The sequence below is a fragment of the Roseateles sp. genome, from assembly GCF_039595295.1.
In the GTDB taxonomy this organism is placed as follows: Bacteria; Pseudomonadota; Gammaproteobacteria; order Burkholderiales; family Burkholderiaceae_C; genus Roseateles.
This window is the reverse complement of record NZ_JBCNLU010000001.1, coordinates 62708-83097: the sequence shown is the minus strand read 5'-3', so window position 1 is coordinate 83097 and position 20390 is coordinate 62708. Positions and strand designations below refer to the sequence as shown.

General features: G+C 70.1%; 19 protein-coding genes. 8 read left to right on the top strand and 11 right to left on the bottom strand.

All coding sequences use genetic code 11. The annotated features are described in order from the left end of the window. Positions 1-55: 55 nt before the first annotated feature. A complete protein-coding gene (locus tag ABDW59_RS00380) occupies positions 56-523 on the top strand; it encodes a nuclear transport factor 2 family protein (RefSeq protein WP_343627313.1) in 468 nt (155 codons plus the stop codon). Between the two features lie 60 nt (positions 524-583). Here the strand turns inward: ABDW59_RS00380 and ABDW59_RS00375 are convergent, their stop codons facing one another. Beyond that, the gene (locus tag ABDW59_RS00375; RefSeq protein WP_343627312.1) at positions 584-994 is read right to left on the bottom strand and encodes a hypothetical protein; all 411 of its coding nucleotides are present in this window, start codon (positions 992-994) and stop codon (positions 584-586) included. 121 nt (positions 995-1115) lie between these two features. Beyond that, positions 1116-2027: a helix-turn-helix domain-containing protein gene (locus ABDW59_RS00370; protein WP_343627311.1), complete on the bottom strand. Its 912-nt coding sequence runs from the start codon at positions 2025-2027 to the stop codon at positions 1116-1118. Positions 2028-2154: 127 nt separating this feature from the next. Here ABDW59_RS00370 and pobA point away from each other — a divergent pair, with 127 nt between their 5' ends. Next, positions 2155-3327 (top strand): 4-hydroxybenzoate 3-monooxygenase, encoded by a 1173-nt coding sequence (pobA, locus tag ABDW59_RS00365; protein ID WP_343627713.1) that lies wholly within the window; start codon positions 2155-2157, stop codon positions 3325-3327. A 65-nt stretch (positions 3328-3392) separates the two neighbouring features. On the opposite strand, the gene ABDW59_RS00360 is transcribed toward pobA, so the two are convergent. The 3 genes from ABDW59_RS00360 to ABDW59_RS00350 all read right to left on the bottom strand — a co-directional run bounded on the left by ABDW59_RS00360 (position 3393) and on the right by ABDW59_RS00350 (position 6235). Then, complete coding sequence (locus ABDW59_RS00360) at positions 3393-4427, bottom strand: NUDIX domain-containing protein (RefSeq protein WP_343627310.1); 1035 nt, start codon at positions 4425-4427, stop codon at positions 3393-3395. 70 nt (positions 4428-4497) lie between these two features. Next, positions 4498-5337 carry a cysteine hydrolase gene (locus ABDW59_RS00355; RefSeq protein ID WP_343627309.1) on the bottom strand — a complete coding sequence of 280 codons (840 nt, stop codon included), beginning with the start codon at positions 5335-5337 and terminating at the stop codon, positions 4498-4500. Between the two features lie 112 nt (positions 5338-5449). Further along, positions 5450-6235, bottom strand: coding sequence for an isocitrate lyase/phosphoenolpyruvate mutase family protein (locus ABDW59_RS00350; protein WP_343627308.1), 786 nt, complete (start codon positions 6233-6235; stop codon positions 5450-5452). A gap of 408 nt (positions 6236-6643) precedes the next feature. Between ABDW59_RS00350 and ABDW59_RS00345 the strand changes: the two genes are divergently transcribed. Continuing rightward, positions 6644-8842 carry a TonB-dependent receptor gene (locus ABDW59_RS00345; protein WP_343627307.1) on the top strand — a complete coding sequence of 733 codons (2199 nt, stop codon included), beginning with the start codon at positions 6644-6646 and terminating at the stop codon, positions 8840-8842. A 1-nt stretch (position 8843) separates the two neighbouring features. Further along, the gene (locus ABDW59_RS00340) at positions 8844-9935 is read left to right on the top strand and encodes a PepSY-associated TM helix domain-containing protein (RefSeq protein WP_343627306.1); all 1092 of its coding nucleotides are present in this window, start codon (positions 8844-8846) and stop codon (positions 9933-9935) included. Between the two features lie 116 nt (positions 9936-10051). Here the strand turns inward: ABDW59_RS00340 and ABDW59_RS00335 are convergent, their stop codons facing one another. Continuing rightward, positions 10052-10732 (bottom strand): hypothetical protein, encoded by a 681-nt coding sequence (locus ABDW59_RS00335; RefSeq protein WP_343627305.1) that lies wholly within the window; start codon positions 10730-10732, stop codon positions 10052-10054. A gap of 6 nt (positions 10733-10738) precedes the next feature. Further along, a complete protein-coding gene (locus ABDW59_RS00330) occupies positions 10739-11023 on the bottom strand; it encodes a hypothetical protein (protein ID WP_343627304.1) in 285 nt (94 codons plus the stop codon). Positions 11024-11253: 230 nt separating this feature from the next. Here ABDW59_RS00330 and ABDW59_RS00325 point away from each other — a divergent pair, with 230 nt between their 5' ends. The 4 genes from ABDW59_RS00325 to ABDW59_RS00310 all read left to right on the top strand — a co-directional run bounded on the left by ABDW59_RS00325 (position 11254) and on the right by ABDW59_RS00310 (position 16268). After that, a complete protein-coding gene (locus tag ABDW59_RS00325) occupies positions 11254-12147 on the top strand; it encodes a DUF1521 domain-containing protein (RefSeq protein ID WP_343627303.1) in 894 nt (297 codons plus the stop codon). Between the two features lie 295 nt (positions 12148-12442). Next, positions 12443-13516, top strand: coding sequence for a hypothetical protein (locus ABDW59_RS00320; protein WP_343627302.1), 1074 nt, complete (start codon positions 12443-12445; stop codon positions 13514-13516). A gap of 207 nt (positions 13517-13723) precedes the next feature. After that, the gene (locus ABDW59_RS00315) at positions 13724-15283 is read left to right on the top strand and encodes a TIGR02594 family protein (protein WP_343627301.1); all 1560 of its coding nucleotides are present in this window, start codon (positions 13724-13726) and stop codon (positions 15281-15283) included. A gap of 163 nt (positions 15284-15446) precedes the next feature. Then, entirely contained in the window at positions 15447-16268 is an 822-nt protein-coding gene (locus tag ABDW59_RS00310) for a hypothetical protein (RefSeq protein ID WP_343627300.1), read from the top strand. Between the two features lie 21 nt (positions 16269-16289). On the opposite strand, the gene ABDW59_RS00305 is transcribed toward ABDW59_RS00310, so the two are convergent. From ABDW59_RS00305 to ABDW59_RS00290, 4 genes are all read right to left on the bottom strand, one after another. After that, the gene (locus ABDW59_RS00305; RefSeq protein ID WP_343627299.1) at positions 16290-16994 is read right to left on the bottom strand and encodes a DUF6683 family protein; all 705 of its coding nucleotides are present in this window, start codon (positions 16992-16994) and stop codon (positions 16290-16292) included. Between the two features lie 28 nt (positions 16995-17022). After that, complete coding sequence (locus ABDW59_RS00300; RefSeq protein WP_343627298.1) at positions 17023-18111, bottom strand: hypothetical protein; 1089 nt, start codon at positions 18109-18111, stop codon at positions 17023-17025. 25 nt (positions 18112-18136) lie between these two features. After that, positions 18137-19198 carry a hypothetical protein gene (locus ABDW59_RS00295; protein ID WP_343627297.1) on the bottom strand — a complete coding sequence of 354 codons (1062 nt, stop codon included), beginning with the start codon at positions 19196-19198 and terminating at the stop codon, positions 18137-18139. 394 nt (positions 19199-19592) lie between these two features. Continuing rightward, positions 19593-20336 carry a hypothetical protein gene (locus ABDW59_RS00290; RefSeq protein WP_343627296.1) on the bottom strand — a complete coding sequence of 248 codons (744 nt, stop codon included), beginning with the start codon at positions 20334-20336 and terminating at the stop codon, positions 19593-19595. Between the last annotated feature and the right edge of the window lie 54 nt (positions 20337-20390).

Here is a 20390-nt window from a genome sequence, read left to right as displayed (position 1 = left end):
TCTGTCTACATGACCCGGACTCACGAACCACCGATCGACTTCAAAGGAAACGTCCATGGACACCCGCCCGCCGCTGCCGCCCTTCTCCCGCGAGACCGCCATCCAGAAGATCCGACTGGCGGAGGACGCCTGGAACAGCCGCGATCCCGCGCGCATCGTGCTGGCCTACAGCCCGGACACGCAGTGGCGCAACCGGGCAGAGTTCCCGCGCGGTCGCGATCAGGCGCAAGCGCTGCTGGAGCGCAAGTGGACGCGCGAGCTTGAGTACCGCCTGATCAAGGAGCTGTGGGCTTACGAGGGGCGTCGCATCGCGGTGCGCTTCGTCTACGAATGGCGCGACGACGCGGGCAACTGGTATCGCAGCCACGGCAACGAGAACTGGGAGTTCGACGACAACGGCCTGATGACGCATCGGCACGCGAGCATCAACGATCAGCCGATCAAGGCCGAGGATCGCAAGTTCCATTGGCCGCAGGGACGCCGGCCGGATGACCATCCGGGGCTGAGCGAACTGGGGCTCTGAGGCTCTGAGGCTCAGAGCTCAAGGCTCAGAGCTCAAGGCTCAGGGCTCAGGGCTCAGGGCTCAGGCATCCGGATCCAGCTCGGGCGCCAACGCAGCGCCGAGCACGACTCGCCGCATCGCGCCGCCGAAGCAGGCGACCGCGCCGCAGCCGACCATCACGGCCAGCATCAGCATGAAGTCGAGCTGCGGCGCGGGGCAGGTCTCTGCCAAGCTGGTCCAGGCGAGCCCGCCGCATTGCTGATGCAGCAGCACGACCGCGACCGCCGCCTGGATGACCGCACGCAGCAGCCAGGAGGTCGCGGAGTCGTATTCGCCGCGCTTCCAGAAATGCAGGCTCGCGATACCGACGATCACGCCGCCGACCAGCACGGTGCGCGCCTGTTGACCGTCGCCTATCCATTGCGCGACCGCGAGCAGCAGCCCGAGATTCACCGCGGCGCCCGCGGCGTTGGCCCAAAGTCTTCTTGTCATGCGTCTCCTCCATGAATGCACCAACTCGCCCATGCTCGCCCGCGCATGCCGGACGCGATTCTTCCGCATTCGGCGGATCTGATCTCACCGCCGGGCCGATGCCGTCCTTCGGCTTCGCCGTTCATCGGCCGCTGCTCTGCTCGCGCCATTCGCTCGGCGACTTGCCGGTCTGCCGCGCGAAGAAGCGGGTGAAGTAGGCCGGGTCCGCGAAGCCCAGGCCATCGGCGATCTGCCGCACCATCAGGTGCGTGTAGCCCAGCTCCCGCTTGGCTTCGAGCAGCACGCGCTCATGCAGCACCGCGAGCGCGGAGCAACCCAGATGCCGGCGGCAGAGCCGATTCAGCTGGGCCGGCGTGATGCCCAGCGGCCGTGCGAGCGTCGCTACCGCGGGCTGCTGGCGGAAGTGCCGCTCCACCTGCTCGCGATAGCGCGCCAGATGCTGCATCGCCCGGCCCTCGGCGTGGGCACTCGCCGCACCGCGCCCCAACCGAGCGGCCTGCGTGATCAGCAGCGCCACCGCGTGGTCCAGCGCAGGACCGCGCCAGGCACCGTCGCCGGCGTAGTCCTCCCGCAATCCGTGGGCCACGGCGAAGAGCAGCCGCGTCACTGTCGCGCCTCGATCCAGCGCGACCAGGCGGGCGTCGGCCAGGCTCTCCAGCAGATCGGGCACGTGGTGGAGCAGCTCGCGAAGTCGCGCCTGATCCAAGGTGAGCACCACCCCTTCAGTCTCCGGCGCGAAGCGGAAGCCGTGCACCGCCAGCGCGGGTACCCAGACCAGCGCGGGCGCGCGCAGCACGATCTCGTCCTCGTCCATGCGGGCCGTGACGCGACCGCGCTCGATGAGCAGCAGCTGCACCAGGGCACCGTGTCGATGCGGCTGGATTTCCCAATTGTGCAAGCGGCTGCGGTCGGCGATGGATTCGAGGTGCAGCCCGTCGAGCGCCGACTGCCGGCCTGCTTCGCCGTAGAGCGCATAGACCGGCGGCCGCGCGCTTCCGGCGGCGGGCGTCTTGGCGTGAGTCGTTGCCGGCATGGGTTCCGATTGTGCAAGTCGATGTCGATCGCGTCCATGCGCGATCACCCCACCCCGCCGTAGTCTTCGGCCCATCGGAGACAAGCCGACATCGTCGGCGCACAGGCCCACACCGCCCATGAAGAACTTGCGTACCCAGGTGCTGATCGTCGGTGCCGGCCCCGCCGGGCTGCTGCTCGGCCAACTGCTGCATCGCGCCGGCATCGCCACGCTCATCGTCGAGCGCCAGAGCGGCGATCACGTGCTGTCGCGCATCCGCGCGGGCGTCCTGGAACAGGGAACGGCCGAGCTGATGGACGAGGCCGGCGTCGGCGCCCGCATGCGCGCCGAAGGGCTGGTGCATGACGGCTTCGCGCTGACCGTCGACGGGCAGCGGCATCGCATCGATCTGCAGGCGCTGACCGGTGGGCGCGGCGTCATCGTCTACGGGCAGACCGAGGTGACGCGCGATCTGATGACGGCCCGCGCTGCAGCCGGCGCGCCGACACTCCACGAAGCCGCCGACGTTCGCATCAACGACTTCGACACCGAGCGGCCCCGCGCGTCCTGTGTCGTCGGCGGGGAGACCGTCCACGTCGACGCCGACTTCATCGCCGGCTGCGACGGCTTCCACGGCGTCTGCCGCGCCAGCGTGCCGGCCGACGCCATCCGTCTCTTCGAGAAGGTCTACCCCTTCGGCTGGCTGGGCCTGCTGAGCGACACGCCGCCCGTGTCCGACGAGCTGATCTACGGCCGCCATGAACGCGGCTTCACGCTCTGCAGCATGCGGTCGCCGACCCGCAGCCGCTACTACCTGCAGGTGCCGCTCACCGAGCGCGTCGAGGACTGGAGCGATCGGCGCTTCTGGGAGGAGCTGCGAAGCCGGATCGACCCGCAGGCCGCGGAGCAGCTGATCACCGGGCCGTCCTTGGAGAAGAGCATCGCGCCGCTGCGCAGCTTCGTCGCGGAGCCGATGCGATTCGGACGACTGTTCCTGGCCGGGGACGCGGCGCACATCGTGCCGCCCACCGGGGCGAAGGGCCTCAATCTGGCGGCGTCCGACGTGCGCTACCTGTCGCAGGCGCTCATCGAGCATTACCGCGAGCGCAGCAGCGCCGGCATCGACCACTACTCCGCGCGCTGCCTCGCCCGCGTGTGGAAGGCGGAACGCTTCTCCTGGTGGCTCACCAGTCTGATGCACAACTTCGATGCGGAGCCAGGCTTCCAGGCGCGGCTGCAACAGGCGGAACTCGACTACGTGCTCGGGTCGGAGGCCGCGCGGCGGGTGCTGGCGGAGAACTATGTCGGGTTGCCGTTCTGACATCGGCGGCGACCGAGCCGTCCGCAGCGTGAGAGCGGATCGGTGGAGCGAAGGTTGGGGCGGGATTAGCCTTCGATCAATCCGAGGAAGTGATCGAGGATCACGAAGTGGTCCTCGAAGAGCTGCGACTCCATCGCCGGCAGTTCGTCGCGGTGGAACCAGCGCGCTTCCTTGACGTCGTCGCTGCCCACGACCTCCGGCAGCATGCTCATCTCCGGGAAGCGGAAGTGATGCGCCATCGTGATCAGCCGCCCCCGCGCGCTGCGCAGCGGATCCTCGAAGGTCGCCACCTCGTGCAGCGCCGCGAGGATGGACGCCGGCAGCAAGGGGAACTGCGTCTCTTCGATGAGCTCGCGGATCGCGCAGGCGACCAGCTTTTCGCCGCGCTCCAGGTGGCCGCCCGGCACCGCCCACAGGTCCTCGCCGAACGGGCCCTTGCGACGGACCAGCAGCACATGGTCGCCCGCCGTCACCACCGCATCGCCGGTCATGTAGGCGACGGCGGTGTACTTGCGGCGGTAGGCGGCCACGGCGGCGTGCTCGGCCTGACGACGCAGGTACTCGGGCAGACGACTCCAGGCCTGCAGCCAGGCGCGCACCGGGGCGCTCACATAAGGCGACATCACCGTCAGCGCGGCGTCCGCCTCCTCGGCCTCGAAGAAGACATTGCGCATCGCCGTCGCGTCGACATCGGCCAGCCGCGCCACCAGCTGCTGGCGCCAGCGCGGGAAGCTGTTGAGGTAGTAGCTGGTGTGGTCCTTCTGATGGCCGACCAGCACGAGGTCCGCCTGCTCGCCCGCCAGCGCGCCGACGCCGAAAGCCACGGCCGCGTTCCAGCGCTTGTCGTCGAAGTAATCCCGGACCGGCAGGAAGTGCAGCCGCGCCTGCTGCTCCGGCGTCAGGTTGGCCAGCAGCATCTGCCGGCGCTCCTCATGCAGAAAGGGATTGCGCGGATCGCGTGATCGGAACGACGAGCCCAGCACCACGATCACCTCGTCCGCCAGACCGAAGGCGGCTTGCAAGAGCGCCTCCTGTCCGCGATGCACCAGCTGCCATCGGCCCACCACCACGGCGACGGTCTTGCGGGTCTTGGCGGTCATGCGGAGTCCTTTCGGGCGCGGAGGTGTCAGGGGGTGGGAGGAGGCTTGCGGGCAAGCCGCTCTCCCTGGTTCAGGCCGACAGCAGGCCCAGGACCCGCGCTGTGCTCATGGTCCTGACGCCGAGCGCCCGCGCGCGTTCGACGAAGGCGGTCGCGCCGGACTCGAAACCGCCGACGGGGCTCATCGCGTCCTCGATCAGCACGACGCGCGCCAGGCGTTCGGCGCTCATCTCGGCGAAGAGATCGTCGGCCGTCGCCGCGACGCAGTGGCTGCTGGCCTCGCCGGCGATGAAGGTCAGCCCGGCGAAGTCGACGATGCGCGTCACCAGCGCCTGGTTGGTCTGGGTGCGGGGGTCGCCGGCGACGGGCACCTCGGCGCGCACGGCGCTGTATTGCTCGGTCATCGGGTTCAGGCCCTTGAGGACCTTCTCCACCGGACGCAGCATCGTCGCTTCCCAGCGCGCCAGCGATGCGGCCAGCTCGACATGGATGTTGTGGCCCCAGGTGCCGACCACGCAATGCGTCGGCCAGACCATCAGGATGTACTTCTTGGGGCTGGCTTCCAGCGCGTCCAGGTAGGACAGCACCTGCGGGAGCAACGCCGCGTCGCGCGGCGTGAAGCGGCCGGCGCGCACGTCAGCGGCGGTGATGGGGGTGAAGGGAGGGACCTCGCCGATCGGGCCCTCGGCGGGGCCGGTGCGCCAGAAGGCGGGACGCTCGATCGCGTAGACGGGGTGGGAGTCCAGCGTGACGACGATGTCGGTGAAGGCGGCGCCGGCCTGGTCGAGCAGCTCGGCGAGGCGGCGCAGGTCGGCGTCCGCGCCGGTCACGGGCAAGGCGGCGCCGGGGATGTCGCAGAAGTCGTTCTGCGGGTCGACGATCAAGAGCTGGGCTTGAGGGCGGGGGCTCATCTTCGGACTCCTTCTTTCGGTGCGTGGACGCCAGCATAGCGAGCATCCCCTCCCCCTCCCCCCAGAGCCCGACGAGCATTCGCGCGCGCCGCTCCCCGCGGCCGGCGTCGCCTCAGCCGCGATCGATGTAGCCGAAGGTCCCTTGCGCGAGGATCTCGTCCGCCGCTTGGCGCGCGGCCTTCATCGCGTGCCGGAACAACGAAGTCGCCACGCTGATGCGCCGCACGCCGGCTTCGCCCAGCACCGCGACGCTGTGGCTCTTGCCCGGCACGCCGTTCATGAAGTTCACCGGCTTGCTCACCGAAGCGCACACCCGGCGCACCGCGTCCAGATCCGGCAGCAGCGGCGCGAACAGCACATCCGCGCCCGCGCGCTCATAGGCCTGCAAACGACGGATCGTGTCGTCCAGATCGGGCACGCCTTGGAAGAAGTTTTCGGCCCGCGCGGTCACGGTGAAGCGGAAGGGCAGCTGGCGCGCCGCCTCGACCGCCGCCGCTACGCGCGCGACCGACCGCTCGAAGTCGTAGAGGGCCGGACCGTCCGCCTCGCCGGTCGAGTCCTCGATCGAGCCGCCCACCGCGCCGGCCTCGGCGGCCTGGCGGATGGTCTCGGCGCAGTCCTCGGGACTCGCGCCGAAGCCGTTGCCCAGGTCCGCGCTGATGGGCAAGCCGGTCACACCGACGAGCATGCGGAGGTGGGCCATCTTTTCGTCACGGGTGAGCTGACCGTCGCGCTTGCCGACCACCTCGGCGGCGGCGGCGCTGGAGGTCGCCAGCGCCTGGAAGCCGGCCGCTTCGAGCATGCGCGCCGAGGCCGCGTCCCAGCCGTTGGCGATGACGAAGGGCTGGCCGCGCTCGTGGAGCGCGCGCAGCGCGGCGGCCTTGTCGGTTTGGGTCATCGAAGCAGGGGTCGAAGTGCTCATTGGAGGCCTCGTGCGGAAAGATGAAGGTGACCTGGGCAGGTCACTGGAAGGGGTCGGCGGATCCTAGGCGGACCTCCTGCCCCCGTCTGGCAGGAATCGGACTTCTCCCTCCTTCGGGCTCCCCGCCCCCTCCCCCCGGCAAGCTTCCGGCCCCCGCTACCTCCCAAGGGGTGGCGTGTTCACCACGCTTCCCGGCGATTTCCGTCGGCGCCACCCGAAATCGCGCGCTGACCGCACGAAATTGCCATTTCACTTGTTGCGATCAATTCGCATTTGATAACGTGTCGCGTTTCGCCGATGACGCCGCCTCCCGCTACCCGTCCCGCCCTCCTTGGGCCCCTCGGTGTCCTTCTCCGCTCTTTCCGGTCTCCCGGTCCACCGTTCATGTCGTCCACCGCTTTCCGCGCCGCCGCGCCGCGCCTGACCCTGGTTTCCCTGTCCGTCCTGAGCCTGCTGGCGCCGCTCGCGGCTCGCGCGCAGTCCGCCGAAGCCAAGCCCGCGGCGGGCGCCACCTCCGCCGCCGCTTCGGGCACCGAGGCGCCGCAGAAGAAGCTGCTCGACGAGGTCGTCATCAGCGGCGAGCGCAAGAAGACCTTCGCGCCCGAAACCGTGCGCGTGGGCGCCTTCCGCGACCAGGATCCGCTGGACGTGCCGCTGACCAACGCCGTCATGTCGCGCGAGCTGCTCGACGCGCAGGGCGCGCAAGGGCTGTTCGACGCGCTGAAGAACACCGCCGGCGTGACCCGCTCCCAGGTCAGCGGCTCGACCTACGACAACCTGTCCATCCGCGGCATCGTGGTCGAGAACCGCGGCAACTACCGCCTCAACGGCAGCCTGCCCATCGTCAACCTGATCGACATCCCGCTCGAGAACAAGGAGCAGGTCGAGGTGCTCAAGGGCGCCTCCTCGATGTATTACGGGATGGTGCCGCCCTCGGGCATCGTCAACTTCGTGACCAAGCGTGCCGGTCCCAAGCCGGTGACCTCGCTGACCACGACGATCAATGACCACGGCGGCATCAAGACGCATGTCGACATCGGCCGGCGCTTCGGCACCGACGACAGCATGGGCGTTCGCGTCAACGCCGCGGCCAGCAAGGAGGAGACCGGCATCGACCGCTACAAGGGCGACCGCAACCTGGTGACGCTGGCCTACGACTGGCGCGTGACGCCGACGGCCAACCTGAAGGTCGACCTCGAGCGCTATCGCAAGAACGTCAGCGAGCAGGCCGGCATCCAGCAGCCCGCCGCGGTCAACGGCGTGATCACGCTGCCGCGCGTGCCCGACAACAAGACCAATCTGGCCGGCGACTGGGCCCGCTACGACGCGCATGCGACCAACGCGCTGGTGCGCGGCGACTTCGCGCTCAACGACAACTGGGTGGTGAGCCTGGAGACCGGCCGCGCCAAGACCGATCGCGACCGCAATTTCTCGACCTTCCAGAACTACAACCCCACCACCGGCGCCGGCACGCTGAGCACCTCGGTGCTCAAGGGTCAGGCCTACACCAACACCAACCACCGCGCCGAGGCCATCGGCCGCTTCGACACGCTGGGCCTGTCGCATGAGCTGACCCTGGGCGCCAGCTACAACCGCCGCGAGTCGGCCGGCTGGTTGGGCACGGGCTCGACCGCCAACCCGAATCCGACCGCCCCGCAGAACCTGTACGCGCCGGTCGACATCGCGCCGGTCAATCCCGCGCTGGTGCAGCGCGGCTATCCGTCGGAGATCCGCGACCGCGGCCTGTATATCTTCGACCGCGTCGCCATCGGCGAGCAGTGGCAGTTCCTGGCCGGCCTGCGCAAGACCGACTACCGCAGCCTGGCGACCAACCCCAACGCGCCGGTCACCGTCTACAACGCCGACAAGATCACGCCGAGCTTCTCGGTGATGTGGAAGCCCTTGAAGGACCTGAGCGTCTACGGCTCTCTGCTGCGCGGCCTGGAGGAGACCGGCACCGCGCCGCTGACCGCGTCCAATGCCGGCACGGTGCTGGCGCCGGCCGTGAGCAAGCAGCATGAGCTGGGCATCAAGGCCCGCGTCGGCTCGGTGCTGCTGCAGACGGCGGCCTTCCAGATCGAGCGCGCGCAGACCACCACGGTCAACGGCGTGTTCCAGATCGGCGGCCAGTCGCGCTATCGCGGGCTGGAGTTCTCGGCCAGCGGCGAGATCGGCCGCGACTTCGCCGTGGTGGCTTCAGCCACGCTGCTGGACGCGGAGATCACCCGCGTGGGCACGAGCAATCCGCTGGAGCTGGGCAAGACGCCGGAGAACACGCCCAAGAACACACTGAGCCTGTTCGGCGAGTATCGGCTGCCGATGGTGCCGGGTCTTGCGCTGAACGCGGGCCTCTATCACGTGGGCAAGCGCGCGGTGAACAACGCCAACCAGGGCTGGATTCCCGCGTACGAGACGCTGTCGCTGGGCGCGCGCTACGCCACGACGGTGCTGGGCAAGCCGGTGAGCCTGCAGGCCAATCTGGACAACGCCACCGACAAGAACTACTGGAGCACCGCCGGCAACAGCCTGCTGGGCGTCGGCGCGCCGCGCACGCTGCGCGTGACGGCCAAGGTGGATTTCTGAGATGGGGCTGGGCAAGGCGCGCAAGGTCTGGATCTGGCTGCACCGCTGGGTGGGCCTGACGCTGGGCCTGCTGCTGGCGGCGGCGGCGCTGCTGGGCTCGGTGATGACCGTGCTGCGTCCGCTGGACGAGGCCATGCATCCCGAGCTATTCCGCGCGCGCTCGGCGCAGATGCAGGCGGTCGCGCCCGGGCAACCGCTTCAGATGCTGCGGGAGCAGTTGGGCGCTGAGTTCGGGGCGAAGGCGACGCTGACGATCCGTCCTCCTCGGGAGCCCGGCGAGTCGATGCGCGTGCTGGTGCGCAGTCCCGGGTGGGATGGGACGCTGTATGTCGATCCGACCTCGCTGGTGGAGCTGGGGCGGCGTGGTGAGGCGGAGGGCTTGGCCAACTTCGTCTTCGAGCTGCACAGCGAGCTGCTGCTGGGCGATACGGGCAAGGCGGTGCTCGGGTTCACGGCGCTGGCCTATCTGGCGCTGCTGGTCACCGGACTGGTGCTGTGGTGGCCGACGACGCGGGCGCAGTGGCGTCATGCGTTCAAGCTCAAGCTCGACAAAGGCGCGACGCGCAGCCTCTTTGACCTGCATCGCTTCGGCGGCGCGGTGCTGGGGCTGCTGGTGGCGGTGGGGGTGGCGAGCGGCGCGTGGATGGCGTATCGGCCCATTGGCGGATGGGTCAATGCGCTGGTCGGGGACGCGGCGCCGAAACCGCCGAAGGTCGGAAAGGACCATGGGGAGCGGCTGACGCTGGATGCGATCGTCGCGCAGGCGCGGGCACGTTGGCCGGAAGGGACGGTCGGGTATGTGCAGGTCGGCGTGGCGGATACGAGGCCGGTGAGGATTCGATTCAAGATGCCCGGGGATCCGCATCCGAATGGGCTGTCGTCGATCTGGACGCATCCGGTGGATGGGCGTGTGCTCGGGGAGCAGCGGCTGGAGCAGCTGGACCTGGCCGCAAGGTCGACGGCGTGGATCTATCCGCTGCATGCAGGGGAGCTGTTCGGGACCGCGAATCGGGTCGTCACCGGGGTGGTGGGGATCGTGCTGTTCGGGATGGGGGTGACCGGGACTTGGTTGTGGTGGAGGAGGAGGCGGTAAGCCCTCTTGCTCCCTCTCCCGCTTGCGGGAGAGGGCGGGGGAGAGGGTCTTCTCGACGCTCAACTTGCCGCACCGCTTACCGCAGCAGCTGCCGCAGGCGATGCCAACAGCCTCGCCTACCAACGCCGCGCCGCCAACGCGCTGAGCCCGCTCCCACCCGCACCCGCGAGCGCCCCCAGATAGCGCTGACACACCACATCCGGCGCCTGGCCCTCGGCCCACGCGACCGCCATCAGCCGCAGCCCTTCGCGCGCCTGTCGCGACAGCCCGCCCTCCAGCGGATCGTCCGCCAGCGCCCGTAGCCGCTCGATATAGAGCCGCCGCGCATCGCCATCCGCGTCGACCAGCCGCAGCAAGGCCGCGCCCTCGCGCTGAAAGCGAGCCTCGCCGGACAGATCGCTCTCGCCCGTTTGGCCGATCGACGCGGACTGCCCCGCCCGATCGCGCGCCGCGCACAGGTACTCCAACGGCCCCAGCGAGCGCCACGCCCCGCCCGGTCCCGCGCCCCAGGCGTGCCGACGACCGCTCGGCACCCGGCCCGTTCGCAGCCCCTCCAGCAGGGTCGCCGCGACCACGCCGCAAGCCTGCGCGTCGCCGTGCTCGCCGACATGGGCCAGCAAGGTCAGGAAGTCCGGATAAAGCGCATCGCCCAGCCCGCGGCAGACCTGCTCCAGCAAGGCCAGCCGCTGCCCGCCGTCGCGCAGATCCACGCAGCCGGACAGCAGCGCCCGCGCTGCCCGCGTCCAATCGCGGTGTTGAGCAAGGCCCGCGCCGGCCAGGGGCATGGCGTCGACCATGAACCGTCAGCGGCCCGACGCCTCTTCCGCACCGGACGCCGCGAGCGCCGCCAGCACCCGCTCCGCGTGCGCCAGCACACCGAGGCCACGCGCCTCCGGCTCGACCTCGGCGCGCAGCAAGACGCCTTCGCCGCGGCCGCTCTCGGCCAGGCCAGCCAGGCCGCTCAGCCCCGACGCCCGCCCCGCTCCGCCAACCGCGCCCGAAGGCGAGGCACACGCGCCGCCGATCGCGGCATAGCTCGCGGCCTGGCTGACGGCGCTCGGCAATGAAGGCGGGAACATCGAAGTCATGAGGCGCAAGCCTACCCGCCGCCCTCCCCGCTGGGAATTGCGGGCGTTCCCAATCCCGCGGCGTCGCGGCGCAGGGATGCGGGCGTTCCTAGTCGCGGCGACCCGCAATGCGAACGCCCCCAACTTACGCGGCGCGACGCGGATCGTTTCAATCCAGCCTGCAGTTTTTCCAACGTCGCGGCGCCGTCGCCGCCCTGTGTCCACGAGTCACCTGCAGAGGAGAGAGCGAGATGTTCCCAACCCACTCCGTGTCGGCAAACCTGTCGGCCTCCGTCACCGGCAGCTACGGCGCCGGTGCCGTCAACACCAGCACGGGCGCCGCGGTCGGCAATCCGACCAACGCCCACACCTCGATGCAAGGCGGCAAGGCCGTCTTCGAGAACGACAACTACCGCATCAGCGCGGGCGACAACAACGAAGTCACCATCTTCAACAAGAACACCGGCGAGTCCTACCGCGTCTGGGGCGACCCGCATGTGGACGTCGACGGCAAGCACACCTTCGACTTCTGGGGCACGACCACGTTCAACCTGAACGACGGCACCAAGCTGACTTTCGAGACCGTGCCCGCCGGCAACAACATGACGCTGGCCAGCAAGCTGACCATCACCAACGGTGACTATGGCGCCAAGATCAGCGGCATCGACACCAACACCACCGGCGACCTCAAGGTCGAGGAAGCCAACGGCTGGGGCCGCACGCTGGACCAGTACACCGCCGACGGCAACACGCTGCTGGAGAACGGCGCCGGCAAGGGCTTCCTGGCGGTGGACGGCAGCGGCAAGGTGGTCAACGTCGACCAGACCTACATCAACGCCACCGATCTGCAGAAGGGCGGCGCCGGCAAGGCGCAGCAACAGCAGCAGCAACTGGCGGCGCAGCTCTTCGCGGGCGCTTTCTCGTCGATGAGCGGCCTGCTGAGCATTTCGCTGGCCGGCGCGTTACTGCGCAGCCTGGGCGGCGGCGACGACGGCGGCAGCCGTCCTCAGACCGGCGGTCACTCGCACGGCGGCGGGTCCTGGGGCTCGGTCGGTGGCGGCTTCGGCGGGAACGCCGGCGCGGGCCAGTTCTCGCTGAACCTGCAGCTGAGCTTCAGCCTCACCCTGACCCGCTGGAACGGCTGATCGGTCGATCCCGCATGAGCGTCGCGCCGCACGGCGCGACCGCGCGGCCCGGACACCCACGCGGTGCGTCGGGCCGCGCCGCTTTGGTGCCGTGCGGCAGCGCACGGACGCGGCTGCAGGGCGCGCGAGGGTCGGCATCTTTTTCAAGGCCGCGGCGCCTGGGGCAAGACCCGGCCCCGGTGAGGCGGATCGTCGTCCCCCTCGACGGCGACGGCACGGCAACGCAACGGGAACCTCACGTGCCCTGCCCGGGCATCCCCGCAGCTGACCCCCTTGCGCCGGAGCGCCCGACTCGATGCCGCTGTACCACCTGCCGCCCGCCCCGACTTCCTCCGTTCCGCCTGCCAGCCACGCGCCGCTCAGCGGAGCAACGCCACCCGCCGTCGTCACGCCGCTTCCCGGTGCGCAGGCCGACGACACGACGCCCGCCCCCGTGGGTGCGCTCCCCGGCGGCCGCACCTATGCGGGCCCGGAGCGCCGCTCGGCCAGTCGGACGTCGAGCGCCGACCTGCGCCGCTGGTCGCGCCAGGCGCCGGTGGTGCCGCTGCTGCTGGACTGGCTGCATGAGAGCGACACCGTGATCCGTACGCTGGGGCCGGCGATGTGGCGGCACTTCGCCATGCACGTGATGCAGCACGCCAGCTCGCGGGACTTGCGAGCGATGGGGCTGACGGAATCGCCGTCGGCGCGGGTCTGGACCTCCTGGCCCGCCTGGCGCCGTGCGGGCTTCCGCATCGCCGACACGCCAGGGCGGCTCCACCGGGCGGTGCTCTGGTGGGAGGACGGCGACGACGACAGCGATCCCGACGCAATCTCCGGCGCCGACTTCCGCCCGCCCTACGGCGCGGCGCTGTGGCTGGACGGGCGGCTGCTGCCGTATCCGCAGGAGCTCACCTTCGGCGCGTCGATCGCGGGCTCGGGCGACTGGATCGACGAGCGCTACCTGGTCATCGATGTCGACGGTCCGCCGGAGCATCCGGGCTACATCGAGGAGAAAGCCAACGGCGGCGGCTCGGTGCTCAGCCTGCTGGTCGTCGACGCGCGGCATCGCACCTGCCATCTGCTCAATCCGCGCGCGCATGAGCCCTGGCTGCGGCCGCGGGTGACCGCGCAGCGCGGCCGCTGGCGCATCGATCCGGGATCGGGCGATGCGGGGCCGTTCCGACTGATGACGCCGGCCGAGCTGCCGCCGGCTTCGATTCCATCGGAGATCCCGGACGACGAGGCGGAACCGCGATCGCTGGCACCGGCGTGGCGTCATGTGGTGGATGCGTGGAATGCCGATCACGAGCGGCTGGTGCGATTGCTCGGCGAGTGGAACTACGAGCTCGCGCTGGACAGTTTCAGGGACGCCGCGTTCCGCGGTTGATGGTGGACGCCTCAAAGCCCCTCGCCCGCTTGCGGGAGAGGGGTTGGGGTGAGGGCCGTCGCACACCAGAGCCCAAAGCCCTAGGGCCGCCCCTAACCCCCACAGCCGCCCGGAGCCCCTGATTGCGGACGCTCCCGACTTCCCCCTCCGCGCCTGCCCGCATCCAATGGCCTCCAAGCAAGGACGCCATTCAAGGAGGCCCATTCCATGTCCGCGATCCAGAACTACCGCGTCTCGCGCGGCGACACGCTCACCGACATCGCCGCCGCTCACGGCGTCTCGCCCGAGGCGCTGATGCGCGCCAACGGCATGAACCCCGCGCTGGCCGACGGCCGCGTGAGCCGCAACGCCGCCGACCCCGATCGGCTTCAAGTCGACCAGGTCCTGCGCATTCCCGTCGCCACGCCCGGCCTTGAACGTCAACACCGCGTCGCCCCCGGCGAGTCGCTGCTGGACATCGCCAAGCGCTGGGGCGTGGAGCTGCTGGATCTGCTGCATCTGAACCCGCAGGTCGCCGGCGCCTCACAGCCCGCCACCGCAAGCGCGCCGGCGGCAAGCGACTCCGCCGCGGGCTCCCCGCGCCTCGACCTCAAAGCCTTCACCAACCCCGAGCTCGGCTCCAACGCCCTGGCTGCCATCGTCATCGGCACCGCCGAGGGCACGCGCAAGCCGGACGGCAGCTTCAAGGGCGCCTTCGGCGGTCACGCCGATCCGGGCAACGCGAAGCACAACCTGGGCTCTTTCTCCTACCAGGACGGCGGCGTCACCACCGCGGCGCAGGCGGACCGCAAGCAGCTGCAGGTGCTCGCCAAAGCCGTCCCGGCCTACGAGCGCGCCGCCAAGGCCGCCGGACTCGATCCCGCGAATCCGCGCCTGGCCTCGGCCTATCTGGATCTGTACAACCAGTCCAAGACGGCGGCCGGCCGCTTCCTGGACCGATTGGGCTCGCTGTCCGGCAAGCCGCTGGACGTGGCCACGCTCACGCAAGCCCGCGTCGACAGCTTCATCAACCCCGGCACCGGCGAGCGCTATGCCGGCGCGGCGGGCGGCTTCGTCAACATCGCCCGCAAGCAGGTCGAGCGCGAGCCCACCGCCGCCGAGATCCGCGGCGTCGTGCGCGCCGATCAGCTGCGACGCGAGACGGCGCTGGAGAGCGCGCTGAGCAAGCAGGGCTTGCTGGCGCCGAGCGCTGCGCAGCCGTCGTCGACCAGGGCCGGCACACCCGCAGCGGCGCTGCCGCCGGCATCGGCGCACAACGCGCCTGCGGGGTCGACGACGGCCGGGGGCACGCCCGCCGCGAACACGGCGCCCGCGGGTCAGCCGAAGTGGCTGACGGTCGCGCTGGGTGAGCGCGGGGTGAAGGAGATCAAGGGCGGTGAGGACAATCCGCGCGTGGTCGAGTACCACCAGGCCACCAGCCTGAAGGCCAAGGAGGACGAGACCTCGTGGTGCTCATCCTTCGTCAACTGGACGATGAAGCAGGCGGGCGTGCAGGGCACCAACAGCGCGGCCGCGCGCAGCTGGCTGAACTGGGGCGAGAAGGTGACGCCGGATGCGGCGCACGTGAAGCCGGGGGATGTGATCGTGTTCCCGCGCGGGAGCAATCCGGCGTATGGACATGTGGCCATCGTCAAGGAGGTGCTGGACAACGGGAAGGTGGTCGTCGTCGGCGGCAACCAGAGCACCGGGCCGAAGGGATCGCCGGACGGCGTGACCGAGGCGACGCGGGATCTGTCGTCGGCGGTCGGGGTGCGCCGCGCGCCGTGATCGCGGTTCTAGCCCCTCGCCCATGCTTGGCCCCCGCGCCTATGCAGAGCCCCTCTCCCATGAAGTGGGAGAGGGGTTGGGGTGAGGGCCGGCGCAGACAGCGAGCGCCTGTCTCTACCGATTCCCGCGATACTCGCCGCGTGTCCCACCTTCCCGAGCAACGATGACCGTGCGACATGTCTTCTCCGCGCAGCCGCTTGCCGCGCTCGCCCTTGCTGGACTGCTCCCGCTCGCCCACGCCGCCTCACCCGCCAAGCCCGCCGCAGCCGCCCCGCTCCCCATCCTCCTGCGCTGCGCCCCCGACGACCTGAACGCCGCCTCGGTCAGCCTGGACGCCAGCGGCACGCCGCTGCAAGCCAGCCTCTACCTCGCCTCCGGCACGCACGAATGCGGCCTCGTCACCGACGGGCCCGCCACCGCCCAGCCCGAAGGCGCCTTCCGCTTCGACTGGAACGACCGCGACGCCCACCAGCGCTACCGCCTCACGGTCCGCCGCGCCGGCGACGCCTACACCCTCAGCGTCGATCCGCGCCGCTGCGGCACGCTCGAGCTCCCCGCCACCGTCACCGTCGCGCCCAAGGCCAAAGGCTGCAAGGTCGCCGTTGATCGCGACTTCGCCTTCACCCAGTTCTGGCGCGAGCTCCGTGACGCCGTCAAACGCCGCGACGGCGAGCAGCTTCAGCGCCTGTCCCTGCCGCAACTCCAGTTCGCCGAGGGCTCCGACGTCATGACCGCCCCCGCCGCGATCCTGCGCGGCGGCGCGGGCTGCGTGGACGACGTCGTCGCCGCCACCAGCGGCCGCAAGCTGGGCCAGATGCTCCAGGCGAATGAAACCCCGCGCCTGGACTCGCCCCCCTGGTCGCGCCAAGGCGACGCGCGCGTCAGCGTCGATGACGCGATCACCGTCGCGTGGACCAAGGCCGGCTGGCGGCTCGAGTACTTCAACGCGAGCCGCGACGTCTTCAGCAAGTGCAAGGCGCGCTGATCGCGCCCTTCCCTCGCCGGCTCAACGCCCCAGCCGGATCCCGTCCGGTCCGATCCGCATCGTGTCCGGATCGGCGTTCAGCGCCAGCCGCAGGTTCGCGCGCGCCGTGTCGCGGAGATTGGCCATCGCCTGAGCCGGAATCGGCGTCGTCGCATTCGCCTTCAGCGTGATCGCCATGAAGGCGCCGACCATGGCCTGCTGCTCATACGCGTCGCGCAACTCCCGCGCCGATCGCTGCGACAGCGAGTCCCTCAAGCGCTGACTGCTCCGCAGCTGGCGTGCGACCGCGCTGAACTGCTCGTCGGGCACCTCGGCGCCGGTCATCACCATGTAGTTGCCGACGAGGAAGGCGGCCATCGATCCCGCCATGTCGCCCTCGGGCCACCCGAAGGCCGCTTCGATCTTGCGGTAGACGTCCAGGCTCTTCACCAGCGCGGACGCCATGCCGGCGCGCGACGCGGCGGGAAAGCGCTCGGAGATCTCACGCGCGTTGGCCTCCGCACGCGAGGGCCCGGTCGCCACGGGGCCGGCCGCAGTCACGGTCGCTCCCGTTCCCGCGCCGGTGGCGGGTCCTGCCGCAGGGGCTGGTTGCCCCAACGCCTGATCCAGCGCCGGGAACGGCTGCAGCGCGTGCGCCGCTCCTCCTACGCCCACCGACAGCGCGATCGACACCGCCAGCATCACCGCGCCACGCTGGACGCGCGTCCTCAAGATCCTCGTGTTCATCGATGTTCTCCCTTGACGGCCGCCCGGCTCAGGGCAGCCAGTTGAGCTCATTCGTCGCGCAGCCGACCAGCGGCCGTCCCGGCGAGCGCGGATCGGGCAAGGCGAACTCGCCAGGTCGGCCGTAATCGACGCTCCAGGTCGAGCCATCCACCGGCACGGCCATCACGGGTTGGCACATCGGCATCGCGCTGCCCGCGCCCATCGCCGAGTTCACCCCACGCGTCAGGAACGCCACCCACTTGCCGTCCGGCGACCAGGTCGCCCCGGTCACGCCCAGCGACACGCCCATCCGCACCACCTCCGGCGACGGCCGCGTCAACGGCCTCACCACGCCGTCGTCCAGTCCCACCGTGTAGAGCGAGCGGAAGTTGGCGCGCCCCAGCGGCGTGTTGAGCGTCAGCAGCGCGCGGCGACCGTCGGGGCTGGCGCGCAGCTCCGCGTTGGTCGACGCGATGCCCGCCGGCAGCTGCAAGGGCAGGCGCTGCTGAATGCCGGCGCCGGGCTTGGCCACCACCAGCTGATCGCCGGCCAGGTAGACGTAGCGCCCGTCGGGCAGCCAGTCCGCCGCCGCCGCATACGCGGCGCGGTCGTAGTCCAGCGGCGAGTCGCCATCCACGCCGCGCCCGTTGAGCGTCTTCACGAACAGCCTGGGCTGGCGCGAGTTCTGGCTCGCCCAAAGGTAGCCCAGCACCAGTTGCCCGTCCGGCGACACCCGTACCGACGGCGAGAAGCGCGGCTTGTCGCCGCTGCCCGCGAAAGCGCCCAGGTCCACTTGCCCGATCTGGGCGAAGCGCCGCGACTCAAGGAAGGCGAGACTGCCGTACTGGTCGGTGCGGACGAAGGCCGCGGCAGTCGCGCCGCCGTGCCACGCATCGCGGCCTCGCCGCCGCGACAGCGCGCTGCCCGGCAACGGCGTCAGCGTGCCGCTGCGCAGGTCGAGCTGCGCGTAGGCATCGGCGCCGTTGGTGTCGAGAAAGAGCCGGCCCACGCGCGGCGCGGCGCGCGCGGTCGGCTCCTCGGCCGCGATGACCGATGTCATCGGCATGGTCGCGGCCAGCATCGTCAGCGTCGTCATGAGCGCCATCACCCGATGGCGCGCCCGTCCAGTCGATCTCACGCGTGAATCTCCCTTCACGGCCGGCTCACTGCCAGCTCATCTCGTAAAACGCGCAGTCCTCGACGACCGTCTTCTTGCCCTGCGCATCGATCAGCGTGAGCCTGCGATCGGCGGGATCGTCGGTGCCGTCGACGCTCACCGGCGCGGCCGCGTCGGACGGTATCACCTGCACCGCCTGGCAGCTCTGATAGAAGCCCGGTGTCCCCGGATTCACCCCGCGCGCGGAGAAGGCGATCCACTTCCCGTCCGGCGACCAGGTCGCGTTGCCATGGCCCATGCGGATGCCCGACGCGACCACCCGGTCCGAGGGCTTGGTCAGCTGTTTGAAGCCGGTGCCGTCGATGTTCACCGTGTAGAGCAGCGTGTACATGGTCCCCGACACATTGGTCCCCAGCGCGAGCAGCAACCGCTTGCCGTCGGGGCTGGCGCGCAGCATGCCGCCCTCGGTCGTGATGCTGGCCGGCAGCGGGAAGGCGACGCGGGCCACCATGCCGGCCTTCAGGTCGGCCACGGCGATGAACTCGCCGGCGAGGTAGACGTAGCGGCCGTCGGGCAGCCAGTCGAAGAGGTGGCGATGCCAGTAGCGGTCGTAGGTGTAGGGGGAGCCCGACTGAACGACCTTCCCTTGCAGGTCCAGGACGGTGATGACCGGATTGTCGGATTGGTAGTTGAGCTGCAGATAGCCCAGCAGGAGCTTGCCGTCTGGGGAGAGGCGGACCGCGGACTTGAACTCCGGTTGATTGGCGCCGGCCACGTTGTGCAGGTCGAAGCCGCCGATGGGTTGCAGCGTGGTCGGGTCGAAGAGCGTCAGTACGTCCGTCGTGTCCAGTCGTACCAGGCCGCCGCGCGTGGAGGTCCAGGTGTCACGCTCGTCGTAGTGGACCGCCGCTTGGCTCTCCGGCAGCGCATCGATCTTGGCCGCGGCCAGGGTCACGCGTTGCGCGGGGTGGGCGCTCATGCTCAGCGTGAGCACGCCTTGCGTGGTGGGGGTTGCGCCGGTGGGGTTGGTCGGGTTGGTGGGCGTGGTCGGATTCGTGGGATTCGTCGGCGTGGTCGGGGTCGTCGGGTTGGTCGGATTCGTCGACACCGGCGGCTCGCTCGATCCTCCACCTCCACCGCCACAGGCGACCATCAACGCGGCCGCTACGGCCGTCAGGCCACTGACCGCGCACCGGTAAACCCGGCGCTCAATGCTTGCTCTCATCGTCGGAACTCCTGAGGGGACCTGGACTCGTTGGGAAGAGGAAGAAGGGCTCGCTGCCACTCGTCGGCCCTCACCCCCTGCCCCTCTCCCGCGCAGCGGGAGAGGGGTAAGAACGGCGGCCCGCCAACGGCCAACAGCCATGGCAACGTCGACGGCGGCGGCGGGGGCAGGAGCGGAAACGGCGAAGGCGGAGGGAGCCGGGCTCCCTCCGCCGTCGCGGACCGCGCCACCGGGCGCGGTGTCCTCGTCGCGGGCAATGGCGCTCGCGTCGCGGTACTTACTGCTTGCGGGCCATGGAGCCCAGCGCTTCGCCCAGCGCCTTGATCGCCGTGGTGAAGGTGTTGTTCAGCAGGCTGTACTCCTGGCTGGTGGCCTGGAATTCCGTCATCAGCTTGTTGAACTGCATGGCGTTGTCCTGGTCCTGACGGCTGCTGATCGCGTCGCCGACCGTGGTGGCCTGCTCGCCCTTGCGGCCGCCGTTCTCCGCGGCGTAGCTGGCCGTGTTGGCCGAGCGCTTGTCGCTCAGCGCCGACATCTCGCCGGACAGACGCACCATGTCCTGCGCCTTCTGGCCCAGGGTCTGGCCCATGGCCTTGGCGATGGCCTGCAGCCAGCCGCGACCGCCGCCGCCTTCGGATTCGCTGCCGCGCTGGTTCAGCACGCTGGCGACCCACTCGTCCTTGAAGTCGTTGCGGAACTGCGTCAGCGCGCTGCCGAATTGCTGCTGAGCAGCGCTCTCGACATCGGCCGGAACGGAGTTGTCGCGCAGGCCGGCCAGGGTCTGGGCGGTCGTGCTCTTGATCTGGTCGCCCACGAACTTGGGCATGCCGTGGTTCTGCTGCAGGTCGTTCACGCCCTCGTTGATGGCCTGACCGACTTCCTTCTGCAGCAGGTTGCCGACCGCCTGGCCGATCATGGCGCCGATCGGGCCGCCGAAGGCGCCGCCGACGATGCCGCCGATGGCACCCAGAAGGCCGCCGCCGCCGCTGCCACCCAGAACGCTGTTCAATGCTCCAGACATCGCTTCTCTCCTGAATCAATGCCGCCGACCTGGCGACCGCTTTGTTGACCGTCA